The 17,055-nt window shown below is 70.6% G+C and carries 23 protein-coding genes; 15 read left to right on the plus strand and 8 right to left on the minus strand.

Going from position 1 to position 17,055, the window contains the following annotated elements; translation table 11 throughout:
* Positions 1-82 precede the first annotated feature (82 nt).
* The 5 genes from ABD378_RS35735 to argC all read right to left on the minus strand — a co-directional run bounded on the left by ABD378_RS35735 (position 83) and on the right by argC (position 5,047).
* A complete protein-coding gene (locus ABD378_RS35735; RefSeq protein WP_160503870.1) occupies positions 83-637 on the minus strand; it encodes an arginine repressor in 555 nt (184 codons plus the stop codon).
* Positions 638-644: 7 nt separating this feature from the next.
* Positions 645-1,853 (minus strand): acetylornithine transaminase, encoded by a 1,209-nt coding sequence (locus ABD378_RS35740; protein WP_344528063.1) that lies wholly within the window; start codon positions 1,851-1,853, stop codon positions 645-647.
* Positions 1,850-2,779 (minus strand): acetylglutamate kinase, encoded by a 930-nt coding sequence (gene argB, locus ABD378_RS35745; protein WP_344528065.1) that lies wholly within the window; start codon positions 2,777-2,779, stop codon positions 1,850-1,852. Before argB ends, ABD378_RS35740 begins: the two co-directional genes overlap by 4 nt.
* Entirely contained in the window at positions 2,776-3,930 is a 1,155-nt protein-coding gene (gene argJ / locus ABD378_RS35750) for a bifunctional glutamate N-acetyltransferase/amino-acid acetyltransferase ArgJ (protein ID WP_344528067.1), read from the minus strand. Before argJ ends, argB begins: the two co-directional genes overlap by 4 nt.
* 88 nt (positions 3,931-4,018) lie before the next feature.
* The gene (argC, locus tag ABD378_RS35755; protein WP_344528069.1) at positions 4,019-5,047 is read right to left on the minus strand and encodes an N-acetyl-gamma-glutamyl-phosphate reductase; all 1,029 of its coding nucleotides are present in this window, start codon (positions 5,045-5,047) and stop codon (positions 4,019-4,021) included.
* 170 nt (positions 5,048-5,217) lie between these two features.
* Between argC and gvpO the strand changes: the two genes are divergently transcribed.
* The 13 genes from gvpO (at position 5,218) to ABD378_RS35820 (ending at position 12,727) form a co-directional block, all read left to right on the plus strand.
* Positions 5,218-5,541 (plus strand): gas vesicle protein GvpO, encoded by a 324-nt coding sequence (gene gvpO, locus ABD378_RS35760; protein WP_344528071.1) that lies wholly within the window; start codon positions 5,218-5,220, stop codon positions 5,539-5,541.
* Between the two features lie 32 nt (positions 5,542-5,573).
* Positions 5,574-6,062, plus strand: coding sequence for a gas vesicle protein GvpJ (gene gvpJ, locus ABD378_RS35765; RefSeq protein ID WP_344528073.1), 489 nt, complete (start codon positions 5,574-5,576; stop codon positions 6,060-6,062).
* 1 nt (position 6,063) lies between these two features.
* Positions 6,064-6,816 (plus strand): GvpL/GvpF family gas vesicle protein, encoded by a 753-nt coding sequence (locus ABD378_RS35770; RefSeq protein WP_344528075.1) that lies wholly within the window; start codon positions 6,064-6,066, stop codon positions 6,814-6,816.
* A 2-nt stretch (positions 6,817-6,818) separates the two neighbouring features.
* Positions 6,819-7,088, plus strand: a complete 270-nt coding sequence (locus ABD378_RS35775) for a gas vesicle protein GvpG (protein ID WP_344528077.1) — start codon at positions 6,819-6,821, stop codon at positions 7,086-7,088.
* Positions 7,081-7,731 carry a histone protein gene (locus ABD378_RS35780; protein ID WP_344528079.1) on the plus strand — a complete coding sequence of 217 codons (651 nt, stop codon included), beginning with the start codon at positions 7,081-7,083 and terminating at the stop codon, positions 7,729-7,731. The genes ABD378_RS35775 and ABD378_RS35780 overlap by 8 nt, the downstream gene beginning before the upstream one ends.
* Before the next feature lie 6 nt (positions 7,732-7,737).
* Complete coding sequence (locus tag ABD378_RS35785) at positions 7,738-8,793, plus strand: SRPBCC family protein (RefSeq protein ID WP_344528081.1); 1,056 nt, start codon at positions 7,738-7,740, stop codon at positions 8,791-8,793.
* Positions 8,790-9,158, plus strand: coding sequence for a gas vesicle protein (locus ABD378_RS35790; RefSeq protein WP_344528083.1), 369 nt, complete (start codon positions 8,790-8,792; stop codon positions 9,156-9,158). Before ABD378_RS35785 ends, ABD378_RS35790 begins: the two co-directional genes overlap by 4 nt.
* The gene (locus ABD378_RS35795) at positions 9,155-9,988 is read left to right on the plus strand and encodes a GvpL/GvpF family gas vesicle protein (protein WP_344528085.1); all 834 of its coding nucleotides are present in this window, start codon (positions 9,155-9,157) and stop codon (positions 9,986-9,988) included. Before ABD378_RS35790 ends, ABD378_RS35795 begins: the two co-directional genes overlap by 4 nt.
* Positions 9,989-9,990: 2 nt before the next feature.
* A complete protein-coding gene (locus ABD378_RS35800) occupies positions 9,991-10,218 on the plus strand; it encodes a gas vesicle protein (RefSeq protein WP_344528087.1) in 228 nt (75 codons plus the stop codon).
* Positions 10,215-10,493 carry a gas vesicle protein K gene (locus tag ABD378_RS35805; protein ID WP_344528089.1) on the plus strand — a complete coding sequence of 93 codons (279 nt, stop codon included), beginning with the start codon at positions 10,215-10,217 and terminating at the stop codon, positions 10,491-10,493. The genes ABD378_RS35800 and ABD378_RS35805 overlap by 4 nt, the downstream gene beginning before the upstream one ends.
* A gap of 97 nt (positions 10,494-10,590) precedes the next feature.
* Positions 10,591-11,064, plus strand: a complete 474-nt coding sequence (locus tag ABD378_RS35810) for a VOC family protein (RefSeq protein ID WP_344528091.1) — start codon at positions 10,591-10,593, stop codon at positions 11,062-11,064.
* Positions 11,065-11,169: 105 nt separating this feature from the next.
* Positions 11,170-12,156 (plus strand): aldo/keto reductase, encoded by a 987-nt coding sequence (locus tag ABD378_RS35815; protein WP_344528093.1) that lies wholly within the window; start codon positions 11,170-11,172, stop codon positions 12,154-12,156.
* Positions 12,157-12,250: 94 nt separating this feature from the next.
* Entirely contained in the window at positions 12,251-12,727 is a 477-nt protein-coding gene (locus tag ABD378_RS35820) for a DUF6314 family protein (protein ID WP_344528095.1), read from the plus strand.
* A 13-nt stretch (positions 12,728-12,740) separates the two neighbouring features.
* On the opposite strand, the gene ABD378_RS35825 is transcribed toward ABD378_RS35820, so the two are convergent.
* On the minus strand, positions 12,741-13,646 hold the full coding sequence (locus ABD378_RS35825; RefSeq protein ID WP_344528097.1) for a helix-turn-helix transcriptional regulator: 906 nt from the start codon (positions 13,644-13,646) through the stop codon (positions 12,741-12,743).
* Positions 13,647-13,828: 182 nt separating this feature from the next.
* Here ABD378_RS35825 and ABD378_RS35830 point away from each other — a divergent pair, with 182 nt between their 5' ends.
* Complete coding sequence (locus tag ABD378_RS35830; RefSeq protein WP_344528099.1) at positions 13,829-14,806, plus strand: aldo/keto reductase; 978 nt, start codon at positions 13,829-13,831, stop codon at positions 14,804-14,806.
* 81 nt (positions 14,807-14,887) lie between these two features.
* A complete protein-coding gene (locus ABD378_RS35835) occupies positions 14,888-15,922 on the plus strand; it encodes a zinc-binding dehydrogenase (RefSeq protein ID WP_344528101.1) in 1,035 nt (344 codons plus the stop codon).
* On the opposite strand, the gene ABD378_RS35840 is transcribed toward ABD378_RS35835, so the two are convergent.
* Together ABD378_RS35840 and ABD378_RS35845 are read right to left on the minus strand one after the other, a co-directional pair.
* Positions 15,912-16,514 (minus strand): histidine phosphatase family protein, encoded by a 603-nt coding sequence (locus ABD378_RS35840; protein WP_344528103.1) that lies wholly within the window; start codon positions 16,512-16,514, stop codon positions 15,912-15,914. The two genes, ABD378_RS35835 and ABD378_RS35840, sit on opposite strands and share 11 nt — an antisense overlap.
* Positions 16,515-16,595: 81 nt before the next feature.
* Complete coding sequence (locus ABD378_RS35845; RefSeq protein WP_344528105.1) at positions 16,596-17,036, minus strand: GNAT family N-acetyltransferase; 441 nt, start codon at positions 17,034-17,036, stop codon at positions 16,596-16,598.
* Positions 17,037-17,055 lie beyond the last annotated feature (19 nt).

Here is a 17,055-nt window from a genome sequence, read left to right on the forward strand (position 1 = left end):
TCTTGTTCGGGGTCTGGGGCGGAGCCCCAGGTAGGCCCTCGCGCCCAGCGAGTTTTCGGGAAGGGGCGGGGTTGGGGAAAATCTAATGCTCGTTCGAAGCCAGGCGCAGCAAGTGATCCGCCAGCGCCTGACCCCCCGTAGCCTCCCGGCTGATCAGCATCAGCGTGTCGTCCCCCGCGATCGTCCCCAAGATGTCGTGCAGCTCCGCCTGGTCGATCGCCGAGGCGAGGAACTGGGCGGCGCCCGGCGGCGTCCGCAGGACGACGAGGTTGGCCGAGGCCTCCGCGGAGATCAGGAGCTCCGCGGAGAGGCGGCGCATCCGCTCCTCCTTGGCCGACTCCCCCAGCGGGGCACGCGGAGTGCGGAAGCCGCCCTCGCTCGGCACCGCGTAGATGAGGTCGCCCTCGGCGTTGCGGATCTTCACGGCGTTCAGCTCGTCCAGGTCCCGCGAGAGCGTCGCCTGCGTGACCGTGAGGCCATCGTCGGCGAGCAGCTTCGCCAGCTGGCTCTGGGAGCGCACGGGCTGCCGGTTGAGGATGTCCACGATCCGGCGGTGGCGTGCGGTGCGGGTCTGCGGCACCGCGGGCCCGGCGTGATCCGGGTGTTCCGCGTGCTCGTTGCCTTGCGCCTGGCTCATCGTCGTCTCATTCTCCGGATCGTCCGTCCCCGTTGGCCGCGGTGGCCTGGTCAAGCACGCCGGGCAGGGCCCGGAGGAACGCGTCCACCTCGTCGTCGCGCACGTTCAGCGGCGGCATCAGCCGTACGACATCGGGGGCGGGCGCGTTCACCAGGAAACCGGCGTCCTGAGCCGCCTGCTGCGCCTGGGGCGCGAGCGGCTCGGTGAGCACGATACCCAGCAGCAGGCCCGCACCCCGGACATGGCCCACGAGCGGGTGTCCGAGTGACTCGATTCCGTCGCGCAGCTTCTCGCTCGCCCGCTTCGTGTTCTCGAGCAGACCCTCCGCCTCGATCGTGTCGAGCACCGCGAGTCCCGCGGCGCTTGCCACGGGGTTCCCGCCGAACGTCGTTCCGTGGTGACCGGGCTTGAGGAGCTCCGCGGCCGCGCCGAACGCGACCGTGGCACCGAGCGGCAGACCGCCGCCCAGACCCTTCGCGAGCGTGACGACGTCCGGCTCGACGCCCTCGTGCGCGAGGTACTCGAACCAGTGACCGGTACGGCCGATTCCGGTCTGTACCTCGTCGAGTACGAGGAGGGTTCCGGTGGCCGTCGTGATCTCCCGCGCCGCCTTCAGATAGCCCGCGGGCGGCACCACGACGCCGTTCTCGCCCTGGATGGGCTCGATGACGACGAAGGCCGTCTCCTCGGTGACCGCTGCCCGCAGGGCCTCCGCGTCGCCGTACGGGACGTGCGTGACGTCGCCGGGCAGCGGCAGGAAGGGCTCCTGCTTGCCGGGCTGGCCGGTGAGCGCGAGCGCCCCCATGGTCCGGCCGTGGAAGCCGCCGTCCGTGGCCACCATGTGCGAACGCCCGGTCAGGCGGCCGATCTTGAAGGCGCCTTCGTTGGCCTCGGCGCCGGAGTTGCAGAAGTACACCCGGCCCGCGCGCCCGAAGAGCTGGAGCAGCCGCTCGGCCAGCGCGACCGGCGGCTCGGCGATGAAGAGGTTCGAGACGTGGCCGAGGGACGCGATCTGGGTGCTGACCGCCTCGACGACCGCCGGGTGGGCGTGGCCGAGCGCGTTGACCGCGATGCCGCCGACGAAGTCGACGTACTCCTTGCCGTCGGCGTCCCACAGCTTGCTGCCCGCGCCGCGGACGAGGGGCAGCCTGGGGGTGCCGTAGTTGTCCATCAGCGCGTCCTGCCAGCGCTGAGTCAGCTCCTCGTTGCCGGTCATGCCGCTTCCCCCTCCGTATCGGCCTCAGGTGCGTCCGGCACGACCATCGTGCCGATGCCCTCGTCGGTGAAGATCTCCAGCAGGATCGAGTGCTGGACCCGTCCGTCGATCACGCGGGCCGTCTCGACGCCGTTGCGTACGGCGTGCAGGCAGCCCTCCATCTTCGGGACCATGCCGCTTGCCAGCTCGGGAAGGAGCTTTTCCAGCTCCTTCGCGGTCAGGCGGCTGATCACCTCGTCGCTGTTGGGCCAGTCCTCGTAGAGGCCCTCGACGTCCGTGAGGACCATCAGGGTCTCGGCGTCCAGCGCAGCCGCAAGTGCCGCAGCCGCCGTATCAGCATTGACGTTGTAGACATGGTGGTCGTCCTGGGAGCGTGCGATCGAGGAGACGACCGGGATGCGGCCGTCCGCGAGCAGGGCCTCGATGGCGCCGGTGTCGATCTCGGTGATCTCGCCGACCCGGCCGATGTCGACCAACTCGCCCTCGATGCGGGGCTGGTGCTTGGTGGCGGTGATGGTGTGCGCGTCCTCGCCGGTGAGGCCGACGGCGAGCGGGCCGTGCTGGTTGAGCAGGCCGACGAGCTCGCGCTGGACCTGTCCCGCGAGCACCATGCGTACGACGTCCATGGCGTCCTCGGTGGTGACCCGCAGGCCCGCCTTGAACTCGCTGACGATGCCGTGCCGGTCGAGGGCCGCGCTGATCTGCGGTCCGCCGCCGTGCACGACGACGGGCCTGAGGCCCGCGTGGTGCAGGAAGACGACGTCCTGCGCGAAGGCGGCCTTCAGCTCCTCGTCGATCATGGCGTTGCCGCCGAACTTGATGACGACGGTCTTGCCGCGGTGCCGGGTGAGCCAGGGCAGCGCCTCGATGAGGATCTGCGCCTTGGGGAGCGCGGTGTGCTTCCGCGCGGTCGGGTTGCCGCTCATGACGCGTACGCGCTGTTCTCGTGGACGTAGTCGGCGGTGAGGTCGTTGGCCCAGATCACGACCGGCTCGGCGGTGCCCGCCGCCAGATCCGCGGTGATCTTGATTTCCCGGTACCGCATGTCGACGAGGTCGCGGTCCTCGCCCACGCTGCCGTTCTTGCAGACCCAGACGCCGTTGATGGCGACGTTCAGCCGGTCGGGCTCGAAGGCGGCCTTCGTGGTGCCGATGGCGGAGAGCACCCGGCCCCAGTTGGGGTCCTCGCCGTGGAGGGCGCACTTGAGGAGGTTGTTGCGGGCGATGGAGCGGCCCACCTCTACGGCGTCGTCCTCGGAGGCCGCGTTGATGATCTCGATCCGGATGTCCTTGCTCGCGCCCTCGGCGTCGCCGATGAGCTGGCGCGCGAGGTCGTCGCAGACGGTGCGGACGGCCTCGGCGAACTCGGCGTGTTCCGGGGTGACTTGAGAGGCTCCGGAGGCCATCAGGAGCACCGTGTCGTTCGTCGACATGCAGCCGTCGGAGTCGACCCGGTCGAAGGTGACCTTCGTGGCGGCCCGCAGCGCCTTGTCCAGGGCGTCGGCCTCCAGGTCGGCGTCCGTGGTGAGGACGACGAGCATCGTGGCGAGTCCGGGGGCGAGCATGCCCGCGCCCTTCGCCATCCCGCCGACCGTCCAGCCGTCCTGGGTGACCACGGCCGTCTTGTGCACGCTGTCGGTGGTCTTGATCGCGATGGCGGCCTTCTCGCCGCCGTGCGCGGAGAGTTCGCCCGCGGCCTTCTCGACTCCCGGCAGGAGCTTGGCCATGGGGAGCGTGACGCCGATGAGCCCGGTCGACGCGACGGCGACCTCGCCCGCGTTCAGGTCGAGCGTCCCGGCGACCTTCTCGGCGGTGGCGTGCGTGTCCTGGAAGCCCTGGGGGCCCGTACAGGCGTTGGCGCCACCGGAGTTGAGGACGACGGCCGAGACGAGCCCGCCCTTGACGACCTGCTCCGACCAGAGGACGGGCGCGGCCTTGACGCGGTTGGAGGTGAAGACGCCCGCGGCGGCCAGGCGGGGCCCGGTGTTGACCACGAGGGCCAGGTCCGGGTTGCCGTTCTCCTTGATCCCGGCGGCGATGCCCGCCGCCGTGAATCCCTGCGCTGCCGTGACGCTCACTGCATCTCCTTGTTCGCTTCTCCGCCCGCGCAGCGCAGCGGCGCGGGATTCGTTGTCGTCTGCGGCCCGGCGGCTGCACGTGCGACGCTCACGGTGCCACTCCGATCGTGGAAAGACCGAGCTCCTCGGGGAGCCCGAGTGCGATGTTCATGCTCTGCAGGGCGCCGCCCGCGGTGCCCTTGGTGAGGTTGTCGATGGCGCTGATCACGATGACGCGCCCCGCCGCCTCGTCGTACGCGACCTGGATCTGCACGGCGTTCGAGCCGTACACGGCGGCGGTCGCGGGCCACTGCCCCTCGGGGAGCAGGTGCACGAACGGCTCGTCCGCGTAGGCCTTCTCGTACGCGGCCCGCACGGACTCGGCGGTGACGCCCTCCGTGGCCTTCGCGCTGCACGTGGCGAGGATGCCGCGCGGCATCGGGGCGAGCGTGGGCGTGAAGGAGACGGTGACGGGGGCGCCCGCGGCGGCGGACAGGTTCTGGATCATCTCCGGGGTGTGCCGGTGCACGCCGCCCACGCCGTACGGCGACATGGAGCCCATGACCTCGGAGCCCAGCAGGTTCGGCTTGGGCGCCTTGCCCGCGCCCGAGGTCCCGGAAGCGGCGACGATCACCGCTTCGGCCTCGGCGAGCCCGGCGGCGTACGCGGGAAAGAGCGCGAGGGAGACGGCGGTCGGATAGCAGCCGGGCACCGCGATGCGCTTGGACCCCGCAAGGTCCGCTCGCGCGCCCGGCAGTTCGGGCAGGCCGTAGGGCCAGGTCCCGGCGTGCTCGCTGCCGTAGAACTTCTCCCAGTCCGCGGCGTCCTTCAGCCGGAAGTCGGCGCCCATGTCGACGACGAGGACGTCCGGGCCGAGCTGCTCGGCGACGGCGGCGGACTGGCCGTGGGGCAGGGCGAGGAAGACGACGTCGTGACCGGCGAGTGCCTCGGCGGTGGTCGGTTCCAGGACACGGTCGGCGAGCGGCATCAGGTGCGGCTGCAGCGCACCCAGGCGCTGGCCCGCGTTCGAGTTGCCGGTCAGGGCGCCGATCTCCACCTCGGGGTGGACGAGCAGCAGACGCAACAATTCACCGCCCGCGTACCCACTCGCTCCTGCCACTGCTGCGCGTACCGCCATGGAACCCTCCTCTTGGAGAGCATGACTATACGCAGAGCCGCAGTTTTATGCAACGAGGTCCAAGGTCGTGCGACAGCGATTCGGCGTCCGGGCGCCTGTTGGTGACGGGGCCACTCCCCACCCGGCTCTCCCAAGATGCGGCACGCCCGACAGTGACAAGACTTGTGACCATGGCAGACCAACGTTCAGCACGGGCCGCCGGCTCCTCGAAGGCGCCCCAGACGAAAACGGCGTCCCGCAAGGGGCCCGAACGTGCCGCCCGAGCCGCCTGCCAGAGCCTGGAAGGACTGATCGGGCACCGCACCGAGGGCGTTTCGGCGGTACGCCGCTCCGACGACGACGGCTGGTGCGTCGTCGTGGATGTCCTCGAAGTGGCCCGCATCCCGGACACGACGAGCCTGCTCGCCTCCTACGAGGTGCAGCTCGACCGGTCCTGCGAACTCCTGGAGTACCGCCGGCTCCGCCGTTACCGGCGGGGCTCCGCCGACGAGTGACCCAGTTCGTACGACAACTGGAAGGACCCCCCATGGCAAGCACGACCTACGCCGACGAGATCGCTCCGTGCCCTCCCCGCGCAGGCACGCTCTACGACGTGCTGGAACTCATCCTCGACCGGGGCATGGTGATCGACGTATTCGTGCGGGTCTCCCTGGTCGGCATCGAGATCCTCAAGATCGACGCCCGCATAGTCGTGGCGAGTGTGGACACCTACCTCCGCTTCGCGGAGGCGTGCAACCGCCTCGACCTCGAACGGGACTCCGGCAGCACCACCGTGCCCGAACTGATCGGCGGCGATGCCGCCAAGAAGGTGGGCAAGCGCAAGGTGCGCAAGGCCGCGGAGTCCGTCGGCGACACCGTGCGCAAGGCCGTCGGATCCGACGACCACTCCGACGACTCGGACGAGGACGAGGCGGAGGAGCAGCACGAGCGTCCGAAGAAGCGGCGTGCTCCTGCCCGCAGCAGCAGTGGCAGTGGCAGTGGCGGCGCGAGCCGTCGCCGCAGGGCGGAGGCATGACGTGACGGCAGACGGACTGTACGTCTACGCGGTCGTACGGGCCGGGACCCCGCTGCCCGTGGGGGCCGCGGGGGTGGGCAGCCCGCCCGCCGCGCTGCGCAAGGTGGGGACGGGCGCGGTGGCCGCGGTCGTCAGTGCCGCCCCGGCCCAGCTGCGCGCCCGGCGCCGCGACCTGCTGGCCCATCAAAGCCTTCTGACGGGGCTCGCCGAGGCTGGGCCGGTCCTGCCGATGCGCTTCGGTGCGGTGGCACCGGACGAGGCCACGCTGCGTGCACAGCTGTCCGCGGCGGAGGCGAGCCACCTCGCCACGCTGAAGCAGCTCGCCGGGCACGTCGAGATCAACGTGAAGGCCCTGCCCGCGCGCGACTCCCTGGCCTCGCTGGTGGCCGGTGAGCCGACCGTGCGGCGGCTGCGTGACGAGGCTCGCCGGCGTCCTGGCTACGAGGCCAACGTGCGCCTGGGCGAAGCAGTCGCCTCCGCCTTGTCACGCCGGGCGGCCGAGGCGGGCCGACGGCTCCTTCGCGACCTCGCGTCGATGGCCCGCGCGACGGCCGCGGGGCCTGACGTGCAGGGGTGCGCGCTCAACGTGTCCTTCCTCGTCGGCCGGACGGACACCGACCGGTTCCGCGCCACCGTCGAACGTTTCGCCGCCGCGCACCAGGAGCACGTCGAACTCCGCCTCGCCGGGCCCCTCCCCTGCTACAGCTTCGTCGACGCCGTCCAGGCTCCGCAGGTCGCGGCCGGTCAGGGGTGACGATGGGGCTGATCTCCGGACTGCTGCTCCTGCCTCTCGCCCCCGCGCGCGGCGTGATCTGGGTCGCCGAGCGGCTCCAGGACGCCGCCGAACGCGAGCTCTACGACCCCGGCGTGATTCGCGCGCAACTCGTCGCACTCAACCAGGACCTCGACGAGGGCCACATCTCCCTGTCCGAGTTCGAAGTGGAAGAGGAGCGGCTGCTCGACCGGCTGTACGCCGCGCAGACCGGTCCCCGACGCCGCCAAACAGAAGGTGACAGGCATGAATGACCAGAGCAAAGTGGCGCTCGCGACTGCCGTGGTGGGCGGATATGTGCTGGGTCGGACGAGGAAAGGCCGACTGGCACTGAGCGTCGCGACCTATCTGGCGGGACGCCGGTTCGGGCTCGGTCCCCGCCAGTTGGCGGCTGAGGGGATGCGCAAGCTGGGTGAGGTGCCCCAGTTCGCGGAGTTGCAGGAACAACTCAGGGACGAGGTCCTCGGCACCGGCCGCCAGGCCGTGACCGCTGCCGCCAACCGGGGCATGAACACGCTGGCCGACGCCATCGGCGACCGTACGGATCGGCTCTCCGCGGCGGCGGACGAAGAGGACGAGGAGGGCGAGGAGGACGAGGAGGCGCCTGCTCCGCGAGCCCGGCGCAAGAAAGCCTCCTCGAAGAAGACGGCGTCCCCGTCCAAGAAGTCGGCTCCGGCCAAGAAGAAGGCCCCCTCCAAGAAGACAGCCTCGGCCAAGAAGTCGGCTCCGGCAAAGAAGTCGACAGCCAAGAAGTCCCCCGGCAAGAAAGCCGCCGGTAAGAAGGCGACTCCCGCGAAGAAGTCGACTGCGAAGAAGTCGACAGCCAAGAAGTCCGGCGCCAAGAAGACGGCATCAGCCAAGCGGGCAGCATCCAAGCGCGCCGATCGGCGGAGGTAGTCAGTCATGGCAAAGAACGACAAGGACGAGTCCGCGCCCTCCGGGGAGTCGGGCGTCGACCGGCTGAAAGAGGAGCTGTCGAGGTTCGCCGGTGCCCAGGTCCAGAACCTCGCGGAGAAGGCGGGCGGCAAACTCACCGACCTGACCGAGAAGTTGAGCGGTGTGGCCGAGAACGGCGGCTCGCTGCCGACCGCCGGGTCGCGGATGCTGCAAGGGGAATCGCCGGTGAAGGCGTTCGTCTCGGAGAAGGCGAAAGGTGCCAAGGACGCGGTCGTGGACAAGGCGAAGGAAGCCATCGGGGGCGGCGGGAAGGGCTCACGCAAGTCCAGCGGGAGCAAGGTCATGAACATCATCGAGGTGCTCGACGTGGGCGTGCCGTTGCGCACCGCCTACGACGCCTGGACGCAGTACGAGGAGTTCAGCAGCTTCACCAAGGGCGTTCGCGACGTCTCCAAGAGCGACGAGACGCAGAGCGACTGGAAGGTCAAGGTCGGCCCCTCCTCACGCAGCTTCAAGGCCACCGTGCAGGAGCAGGTGCCCGACGACCGGATCGTGTGGACCTCCGAGGGCGCCAAGGGCACCACGCGCGGCGCGGTCAGCTTCCACGAGCTGGCCCCGAACCTGACGCGGATCATCCTGGTCGTGGAGTACTACCCGTCCGGGTTCTTCGAGAAGACGGGCAATCTCTGGCGCGCCCAGGGCCGGCGCATGCGGCTGGACTTCAAGCACTTCCAGCGCTACGTCACGCTCACCGAGGAAGAGCCCGAAGGCTGGCGCGGAGAGATCCGTGACGGCGAGGTGGTCCTCTCCCATGAGGACGCCGTCGAGCAGGAGGAACAAGAGGAACAAGAGGAAACGGAGGGCGCCGGGGACCAGGACGAGGGGGACGAGGAGTACGAGGAAGAGGCGGAGAACGGCGACGAGGGCGACGAGGGCGACGAACCCGAGTTCGAGGACGAGGAGGAAGAGGAGGACGAGGACGAGGACGAGGAGGAAGAAGAGGAGGAGCCTCCCGCTCGCAGGCGCCCGAGCCGTAAGCGCCGCACGGGGGCAGCACGGTGACCGACCTCGACTTCAGGCAGGGCGGGCAGCCGGTGCCCGGCCCGACGACCACCAACCTGGCGGACATCCTCGAACGCGTGCTGGACAAAGGCATCGTCATCGCCGGGGACATCAAGATCGACCTCCTCGACATCGAACTGCTCACCATCCGCCTCCGCCTCTTCGTCGCATCCGTCGACACGGCGAAGAAGGCGGGCATCGACTGGTGGGAGAACGACCCGGCGCTGAGCTCGCGTGCGTCGCGCAACGCGCTGGAGGACGAGAACCGTGAGCTGCGCGAACGTCTGGACGCACTCGAGGCAGCGACCGAGACCCAGGCGGCACGGGACGACGAGAGCGGGAAGAAGGAGGACGGGCAGACATGACGCATTCCGGCCCCCGGGCGCAGGCTCCGGACGCAAGCGCCACGTACGTGTTCGCCGTAGGCCGCGACACCCGTGCCATGAAGACGGCCGATCTCACCGGCCTTGCGGGCATGCCCGGCGGTGAGCGGGTTCGACTGCTCACCTGCGGAACGCTGACGGCCGTGGTCCAGACGGTGCCTGCCGCGGACTTCACCGACGAGGTCTGGCAGCTCCGTCTGTCCGACCGGCAGGAGATCGAGCGGTACGCACGCGCCCACCACGAGGTGGTGTCCGCCGCGGCCGCCATCGGCCCCGCCGTTCCCCTGCCCCTCGCCACGCTGTACCACGACGACGAGCGGGCCCGCCGTGTCCTCGACGACGAGGCGGCTCGCTTCCACGGCGCGCTCAAGCGCATCGCGCACCATGCCGAATGGGGCGTGAAGGTGTACGCGTCGCATGCCCCGCCGGAGCGACAGGACCCGGCGCAGAACCGTCCTGTCTCCACCGGCGCGGGCCGTCGCGAGGCCCCGGCCGCCGGCGCCGGCCTCGCCTACCTGAACCGGAAGCGCGGCGTCCACGAGGGTCGGGAGAGACGCCGGGAAGAGGCGATGAACGTCGCGCAGTCCGTGGACGCCGAGCTCCGAGAGATCGCCGCGGCAGCACGCCGGCTCCGCACCCACGACGCGGCGCCGGGCGAACAGCGCGTGCACACGCTCAATGCCACGTACCTGATCGCCGCTGACCGGACGGATGAACTCATGCGGATGACCACGGCCCTGCGGGAGCGCACGGGCGCACAGATCGAGGTGTCCGGCCCGTGGGTCCCCTATTCCTTCGTCGGCGAGGTGTAGGCGTGGAACGAGAAGTGGTGCCCTGGGACACCGCGGAGCCCTTGAGCGGTCCGCTCGGCGTGCCCCTTGTCGACCTGCTGGACCGGGTTCTGGCGACCGGCGTCGTGGTCAGCGGCGACCTCGTCATCGCCATCGCCGACGTCCCCCTCGTACGACTGTCGCTGCACGCTCTCCTGTCCTCGGTCAACGAGCGGGTGCCGGCGCCGTGGGCCGACGGGGGGCCGCTGTGACGGGATCACGGGTCGACCTGGACTCCGAGAAGATGGGGCGCGACCTGGTGGCCCTGGTCCTGACCGTGGTCGAGCTGCTGCGGCAGCTGATGGAGCGGCAGGCCATCCGGCGGGTCGAACAGGGAGGGCTGAGCGACGGGCAGGTCGAGGAGATCGGCACCACCCTCATGCTGCTCGACCAGCGCATGCAGGAGCTCTGCGAGCAGCACGGTGTGCTCCCGGAAGACCTCAACCTGGACCTCGGGCCCCTCGGCTCGCTGCTGCCCCGTGACTGAGGGCGTGCCGCGGTTTCTCCTCGGCCGCAGATGAGTTTTCGCGGGGGCAAGGGTCAGTACTGGCAGAGACATGCTCCGCCGACGACAGGAGAGAGCCATGCCCCGCATCACGCCCACCCTCTGGTTCGACACACAGGGCGAGGACGCCGCCAAGTTCTACGTCTCGGTCTTCCCGAACTCGAAGATCACGAACGTCTCCTACTACGGCGCTGCCGGGCCGCGCCCTGCCGGGACGGTGATGACCGTCGACTTCGTGCTCGACGGCCAGCAGTACCTGGTGCTCAACGGCGGCCCCCAGTTCACCTTCAACGAGGCGGTCTCCTTCACGATCGACTGCGCCGACCAGGAAGAGGTCGACCACTACTGGACGAAGCTCTCCGAGGGTGGCGAGGAAGGCCCGTGCGGCTGGCTCAAGGACAAGTTCGGCCTCTCCTGGCAGGTCGTCCCCGTCGACCTGGGCAAGCTCATGTCCGGCCCCGACGCGGAGCGCGCGCAGCGCACCATGGCGGCCATGCTCGGCATGAAGAAGATCGACGTGGCGGCGCTGTACGCGGCGGCGGATCAGAAGTGAACGCCCCAAGGCCCGCCGAAATGGTTTGACTTGGAGTCGACTCCAACTCCTAGGGTCGGAGCCGTCCGCCTGAAACAGGCACATGGCTCCACCTGGAGGTACCGCATGACCACCACTCCCACGCGCCGTCTCGGATCACTGACCGTCTCGGCGCAGGGGCTCGGCTGCATGGGGATGAGTCACGCGTACGGCGCCTCGGACGACGCCCAGTCGATCGCGACGATCCACCGCGCCCTCGACCTCGGCGTCAGCCTGCTCGACACCTCCGACTTCTATGGCGCCGGGCACAACGAAGAGCTGATCGGCCGCGCCCTGGCCGGGCGGCGCGAGCAGGCCGTCGTCGCCACGAAGTTCGGCTTCGCCAACCGCCTCGGCGAGCCGACGGAGATCAGGGGCGACGCGGCGTACGTACGAGAGGCGTGCGACGCCTCGCTGCGGCGCCTCGGGGTCGACCACATCGACCTGTACTACCTGCACCGCGTGGACCAGAGCGTGCCGATCGAGGAGACAGTCGGCGCGATGGCCGAGCTCGTCGAGGCCGGGAAGGTGCGCCACCTCGGTCTCTCCGAGGCGAGCGCACAGACCATCCGGCGGGCGCACGCGGTGCATCCGATCGCCGCGCTGCAGAGCGAGTGGTCGCTGTGGACGCGTGACCTGGAGGCGGAGATCGCGCCGGTCTGCCGGGAGCTCGGCATCGGCATCGTGCCGTTCTCACCCCTCGGGCGCGGCTTCCTGACCGGGCGCTACACCTCGGTCGCCGGTCTCCAGGAAGACGACATGCGGCGCGGGCAGCCGCGGTTCGCCGACGGGAACCTGGAGCGGAACCTGCCCATCGTGACCGCCCTCAACGCGCTCGCCGACGAGAAGGGCGTCACGGCGGGGCAGCTGGCCCTGGCCTGGGTGCAGCACCGCGGCGACGACGTGGTGCCGATTCCGGGCACGCGCCAGGAGAAGTACCTCACGGAGAACCTGGGCGCGCTCGGCATCAAGCTCTCCGCCGAGGATCTCGCGGCGATCGACGCGGTGGCACCGGCGGGCGCGGTCGCCGGGACCCGGTACGACGAGGGCAGCCTCGGGTTCGTCGACAAGTAGACCTCCTGGGCGGAGGCCGGGTCCGGGCGCCACGTAACCTGCGGGGCATGCCCTTTCCGAATGGCGGGGCGGCCGACACCGGGTGGGAGGTGCGATGAACGAGACGTTCCACGGCGTTCCGGATGTCCTCGCATACCTGGCCGGGACATGGCAGGTGGAGCGGACGGCACGGGATGTCGCAGGGAACGCGGAGGGCCACTTCTCGGGCACGACGGTGTTCACCTGGGCCGGGGACGACCTCCTGCACCACGAGTCCGGCACCTTCACCTGGCGCGGCACTCCCCGCCCCGCCGAACGCACACTCCACTTCCTGCCGGGCGACGACCCGGCCACCGCGCGCGTCCGCTTCGCCGACGGCCGCCCCTTCCACGACCTGGACCTGCGCACCGGCAGACACACCGCCGACCATCCGTGCGCGCTCGACCTCTACCGGGGCGAGTTCGAGGTGTACGACGAGCGGCGCTGGCGGATGCGGTGGCGGGTCGCGGGCCCCGCAAAGGACCTGATCCTCACGACCGCGTACACGCGACAGGACCCCACGACGCCGCAGGCAGGACCGGGCGGCGGCTGAACCGGCGGGATGATCAGCGCCGACGCTCGGCGTTCGCCCGCTCGCTCTTCTGCGGTGCGGTCATGTCGAGCAGGAGCATGGCGTCGTGGTCGGGTGTGCCCGGTTCGGCGGTGTAGACGCTGAGGCGGCGGCCAGGTGTGCCGTCGAGTTGCATGCTCTGGGCGCTGAGGGTGAGGGCGCCGACCTGGGGGTGCTGGAAGGTCTTCTGGACCTTCTTGCGCCCGATGACCTCGTAGCGCTCCCACAGCTTGGCGAAGTCGGGGCTCTTGAGGAGGAGTTCGCCGACGAGGTGGGTGAGGTCGGGGGCATCGGGGTTGGTGCCGGCCTCGGCCCGCAGCCGGGCGACGCAGCCACGGACCAGGTCCGCCCAGTCGGGGAACAGGTCGTGTGCGGTGGGGTGGAGGAAGAGGTAGCGCGCGAGATTGCGCTGCGTGGCGGGCCACTCGGCCAGGCCCGCGTACAGGGCAAGGCCCGCCGGGTTCCAGGCGAGCAGGTCCATGCTGCGGCTGACGATGTAGGCCGGGTTCGGCCGCATCGTCTCCAGGACCAGCTTCAGGTGCGGCCGGACCGTCCGGCTGGGCGGGGGCGGCGGCTCGGGGGCGTAGCGGGCGGCCCGTGCGGCGAGTTCGCGCAGATGGTGGTGTTCGTCGTCGTCGAGCTGCAGGGCGCGGGCGAGTGCGTCGACGACGCCGGGGCTCGGCCGGGTCTCCTTGCCGCGCTCCAGGCGGGTGTAGTAGTCGATGCTGACCCCGGCCAGGGTGGCCAGCTCCTCGCGGCGCAGGCCGGGGGTGCGGCGTACGCCGGGCCCTGGGGTGAGGCCGGCGCTCTCGGGGCTGGTCTGGGTGCGGCGGGCGCGCAGGAAGCGCGCCAGTTCGTCGCCGCCGGTGTGCTGCTCGCCGGTGTGCTGCTCGGGTGCCATGAATTCAGTCTCGCCCCGCCGCCACCTGGGCGGCACCCGCGAGGGGGGCCGTGTCGCACCCCCCGCTGCTCTCCCCCTGGATGAATCCGGCCTGCCTCTTCGGCGCGCCCGGCCGCAAGGTGGATGTGGATCCGGCACATAGGCATGGGTCCGGCACACAGGCAGAGACTGAAGGAACCGCGATGAAGTACATCAAGCTGCGTGACCTGGAGGTATCCAGGATCGGACTCGGTGCGATGGGGATGTCGCACGGCTACACCGACTCCGGGACCGACGAGGCGGAGTCCGTCCGCACCCTGCACCGCGCCCTGGAGCTGGGCGTCACGCTGATCGACACCGCCGAGATCTACGGCCCGTACACCAACGAGGAACTCCTCGGCCGTGCGCTGAAGGGCCGCCGCGACCAGGTCGTGCTGGCGACGAAGTTCGGCATGATCTCCCACTCCGGGGCGGGCCCCTGGAACCTGGACAGCACACCGGGCAACATCCGCACGGCAGTCGAGGGCTCGCTCAAGCGGCTGGGCACCGACCACATCGACCTCTACTACCAGCACCGCGTCGACCCGAACACGCCCATCGAGGAGACCGCCGGAGCGGTGGCCGAGCTGATCGCGGAGGGCAAGGTCCGCGCGTTCGGTCTGTCCGAGGCCGGTCCTGACACCATCCGCCGGGCGCACGCGGTCCAGCCGGTCACGGCGGTGCAGTCGGAGTACTCCCTGTGGACCCGTGGCCTTGAGGAGCGGGTGCTGCCGCTGCTGCGCGAGCTGAACATCGGCCTCGTCCCCTTCTCGCCGCTCGGGCACGGCTTCCTCACCGGCACGATCCGCTCCACCGAGGACTTCAAGGAGGGCGACTTCCGGCACGGCAACCCGCGCTTCACCGGCGAGAACTTCCGGCGCAACCTGCGTATCGCCGACGAGGTCCAGGCCATCGCCGCCCAAGCCGGCGCCACGCCCGCCCAGGTCGCCCTGGCCTGGCTCCTCGCGCAGGGCGACGACATCGCCCCCATCCCCGGCACCAAGCGCGTCCACCGGGTCGAGGAGAACACCGCGGCCGACGGCATCGGGCTGACCGCCGAGCAGATCGACCAGCTCAGCGCCCTGCCGTCGGCGGCAGGAGAGACCCACACGGAAGCCGGGCGGCAGATGCTCGAACGCTGACCCCACCTCCCGAGCGCGCCCGAGCACGTCCGAGCCCGCCCGACGAAATCCCGAGAACCCTTCAGAGCAGGAGCGCTTTCCATGCGTGCAGCAGTGATGTACGGAGCCGGTGACGTCCGGATCGAGGACCGGCCCGATCCGAAGGTCCAGCAGCCCACGGACGCGGTCGTACGCACCGTCATGTCCTGCGTGTGCGGCAGCGACCTGTGGCCCTACAAGGCCATGCCCGCCACCGACACCGGCCGCGCGATGGGCCACGAGTTCCTCGGCGTGGTCGAGGAGACGGGCCCCGCGGTGTCCGGCGTCCGGTCCGGCGATCTGGTCGTCGCGCCGTTCACCTACTGCGACAACACCTGCGACCACTGCGCCAAGGGCCTGCACTCCTCCTGCCGGCACGGCGGCCGGTACGGCTTCGACGGCGTGGACGGAGGTCAGGGCGAAGCGGTGCGTGTCCCGCAGGCCGAAGGCACCCTGGTCAAGCTTCCGGTGGGCGAGGACTCGCCGCTGCTGCCCGGGCTGCTCGCCCTCTCGGACGTGATGGGTACCGGCCATCACGGCGCCGTCACCGCCGGTGTCTCGCGCGGCGATCGCGTCCTGGTGATCGGGGACGGCGCCGTCGGCCTGTGTGCGGTGATCGCCGCCAAGCGCCTCGGTGCGGAACAGATCATCCTTATGGGCCGGCACACCGACCGCACCGACCTCGGACGCGCCTTCGGCGCCACCGACGTCGTCCCCGAGCGCGGCGACGAAGGCGTCGCCCGCGTCCGCGACCTGACGGCAGGTGACGGTGTCCAGAAGGTCATCGAGGCCGTCGGCGCACGCCAGACCCTGGACACCGCCTTCGGTGCCGTCGGCGACGGCGGCATCATCAGCCGTCTGGGCGTACCGCAGTACGAGGAGGGCCCTGTCGGCGCCTCGATGATCATGCGGAACATCACCCTCACCGGCGGTATGTCCCCGGCCCGCGCCTACATCGAGGAACTGATGCCCGACGTCCTGGACGGCAGCATCGAGCCCGGCCGCGTCTTCGACCGGACCTTCTCCCTGGACGAGGTTCCCCAGGCCTACCGGTCCATGGCCGACCGCCGCGTCCTCAAGGCCCTCATCACCCTCTGACGCTCGCCGCCTCCCCTTCGCCCTCGGCGGCGATCCGCAGATTCCAGCGGCCGCCGTGTCCGGCCAGGGTGACCGTGGAAAGGGGGCGGACGTCGATGTTCCAGTACGTCGACGGGGGCGCCTTCAGGGCGTAGACGAGGGCCGCACGGACCACGGCGGGCTCGGCCACCGCGAGGATCCGTGAGCCGTCGCCGACGGGGCGTGTGTCCAGCCAGCCGCCGATCCGCGAGATGAACGCGAGGAGCGACTCGCCGCCGTGCGGCGCCGAGCGCGGATCCCCCAGCCAGGCGTCGACCGCGGCCGGTTCGCTCGCCGTCACCTCACCGAGGGTCAGACCGCGCCAGCGCCCCATGTCGCAGTCCCGCAGGGCGGGTTGGGCCAGCGGCGCGAAGCCGAGGGCGTCACCGGTGGCGCGGCTGCGCGGCGTGGGCGAGCAGTAGCGCAGTTCGGCCACGCCGAGCGGCAGCAGCGCGGGCGCGGCGAGCTGCACCTCGTGCCAGCCGGACTGGTCGAGCGGCCGGTCGTCGTCGAAGCGCTCGGCGAGCAGCGAGCCGCTTCGCGCGGCGGCGATGAGCGAGACACGAACGTGCATGCGGCGATCGTGGAGGGCGGGGCAGCGCAGGTCAAGGCTTCACCGAGAGTCCGGACGCGGCCCTCGCGGCGAGGCACCCGGTCACTGCAGACCCAGCGCCATCCACTTCGCCGGGTCCTCCAGGGTGCTGAATCCGACCTTCTCGTACACCCCGTGCGCATCGGCCGTAGCCAGCAGAATCCGCCGCAGACCGCACGGCTCCAGGTGGTCCCGTACGGCCGCGACCAGCGCGCTCCCGAAGCCCTTCCCGCGCACCGAGCGGTCCACGTACACATCACAGAGCCACGCGAAGGTCGCCTGGTCCGTCACCACGCGTGCGTACGCGACCTGCTCGCCGGAAGCCGAGTCGTAGACCCCGAAGTTGAGCGATCCGGCGATCGCCCGGTCCTGCTTCTCGCGGGAGCGGCCCATCGCCCAGTACGCGTCCGTGGAGAGCCACCGATGGATGCGGGCGGCGTCGAGGCGGGCGGCGTCCGTGGACATCTCGTACCCGGCGGGAAGGGGGTGAAGTGCGTCGGTCATGGCCGCAAGGCTCGCAGGC

The sequence above is a fragment of the Streptomyces rectiviolaceus genome (assembly GCF_039533825.1).
GTDB classification, from domain to species: domain Bacteria; phylum Actinomycetota; class Actinomycetes; order Streptomycetales; family Streptomycetaceae; genus Streptomyces; species Streptomyces rectiviolaceus.

Coding starts and splice junctions, on each gene's coding strand:
- ABD378_RS35775 (WP_344528077.1), top strand. CDS start 6,819: ATGGGGCTGATCTCCGGACTGCTGCTCCTGCCTCTCGCCCCCGCGCGC.
- ABD378_RS35815 (WP_344528093.1), top strand. CDS start 11,170: ATGACCACCACTCCCACGCGCCGTCTCGGATCACTGACCGTCTCGGCG.
- ABD378_RS35735 (WP_160503870.1), bottom strand. CDS start 637: ATGAGCCAGGCGCAAGGCAACGAGCACGCGGAACACCCGGATCACGCC.
- argC (WP_344528069.1), bottom strand. CDS start 5,047: ATGGCGGTACGCGCAGCAGTGGCAGGAGCGAGTGGGTACGCGGGCGGT.
- gvpO (WP_344528071.1), top strand. CDS start 5,218: ATGGCAGACCAACGTTCAGCACGGGCCGCCGGCTCCTCGAAGGCGCCC.
- argB (WP_344528065.1), bottom strand. CDS start 2,779: ATGAGCGGCAACCCGACCGCGCGGAAGCACACCGCGCTCCCCAAGGCG.
- ABD378_RS35825 (WP_344528097.1), bottom strand. CDS start 13,646: ATGGCACCCGAGCAGCACACCGGCGAGCAGCACACCGGCGGCGACGAA.
- ABD378_RS35780 (WP_344528079.1), top strand. CDS start 7,081: ATGAATGACCAGAGCAAAGTGGCGCTCGCGACTGCCGTGGTGGGCGGA.
- ABD378_RS35795 (WP_344528085.1), top strand. CDS start 9,155: ATGACGCATTCCGGCCCCCGGGCGCAGGCTCCGGACGCAAGCGCCACG.
- ABD378_RS35810 (WP_344528091.1), top strand. CDS start 10,591: ATGCCCCGCATCACGCCCACCCTCTGGTTCGACACACAGGGCGAGGAC.
- ABD378_RS35785 (WP_344528081.1), top strand. CDS start 7,738: ATGGCAAAGAACGACAAGGACGAGTCCGCGCCCTCCGGGGAGTCGGGC.
- ABD378_RS35740 (WP_344528063.1), bottom strand. CDS start 1,853: ATGACCGGCAACGAGGAGCTGACTCAGCGCTGGCAGGACGCGCTGATG.
- ABD378_RS35830 (WP_344528099.1), top strand. CDS start 13,829: ATGAAGTACATCAAGCTGCGTGACCTGGAGGTATCCAGGATCGGACTC.
- ABD378_RS35820 (WP_344528095.1), top strand. CDS start 12,251: ATGAACGAGACGTTCCACGGCGTTCCGGATGTCCTCGCATACCTGGCC.
- ABD378_RS35835 (WP_344528101.1), top strand. CDS start 14,888: ATGCGTGCAGCAGTGATGTACGGAGCCGGTGACGTCCGGATCGAGGAC.
- gvpJ (WP_344528073.1), top strand. CDS start 5,574: ATGGCAAGCACGACCTACGCCGACGAGATCGCTCCGTGCCCTCCCCGC.
- ABD378_RS35840 (WP_344528103.1), bottom strand. CDS start 16,514: ATGCACGTTCGTGTCTCGCTCATCGCCGCCGCGCGAAGCGGCTCGCTG.
- ABD378_RS35845 (WP_344528105.1), bottom strand. CDS start 17,036: ATGACCGACGCACTTCACCCCCTTCCCGCCGGGTACGAGATGTCCACG.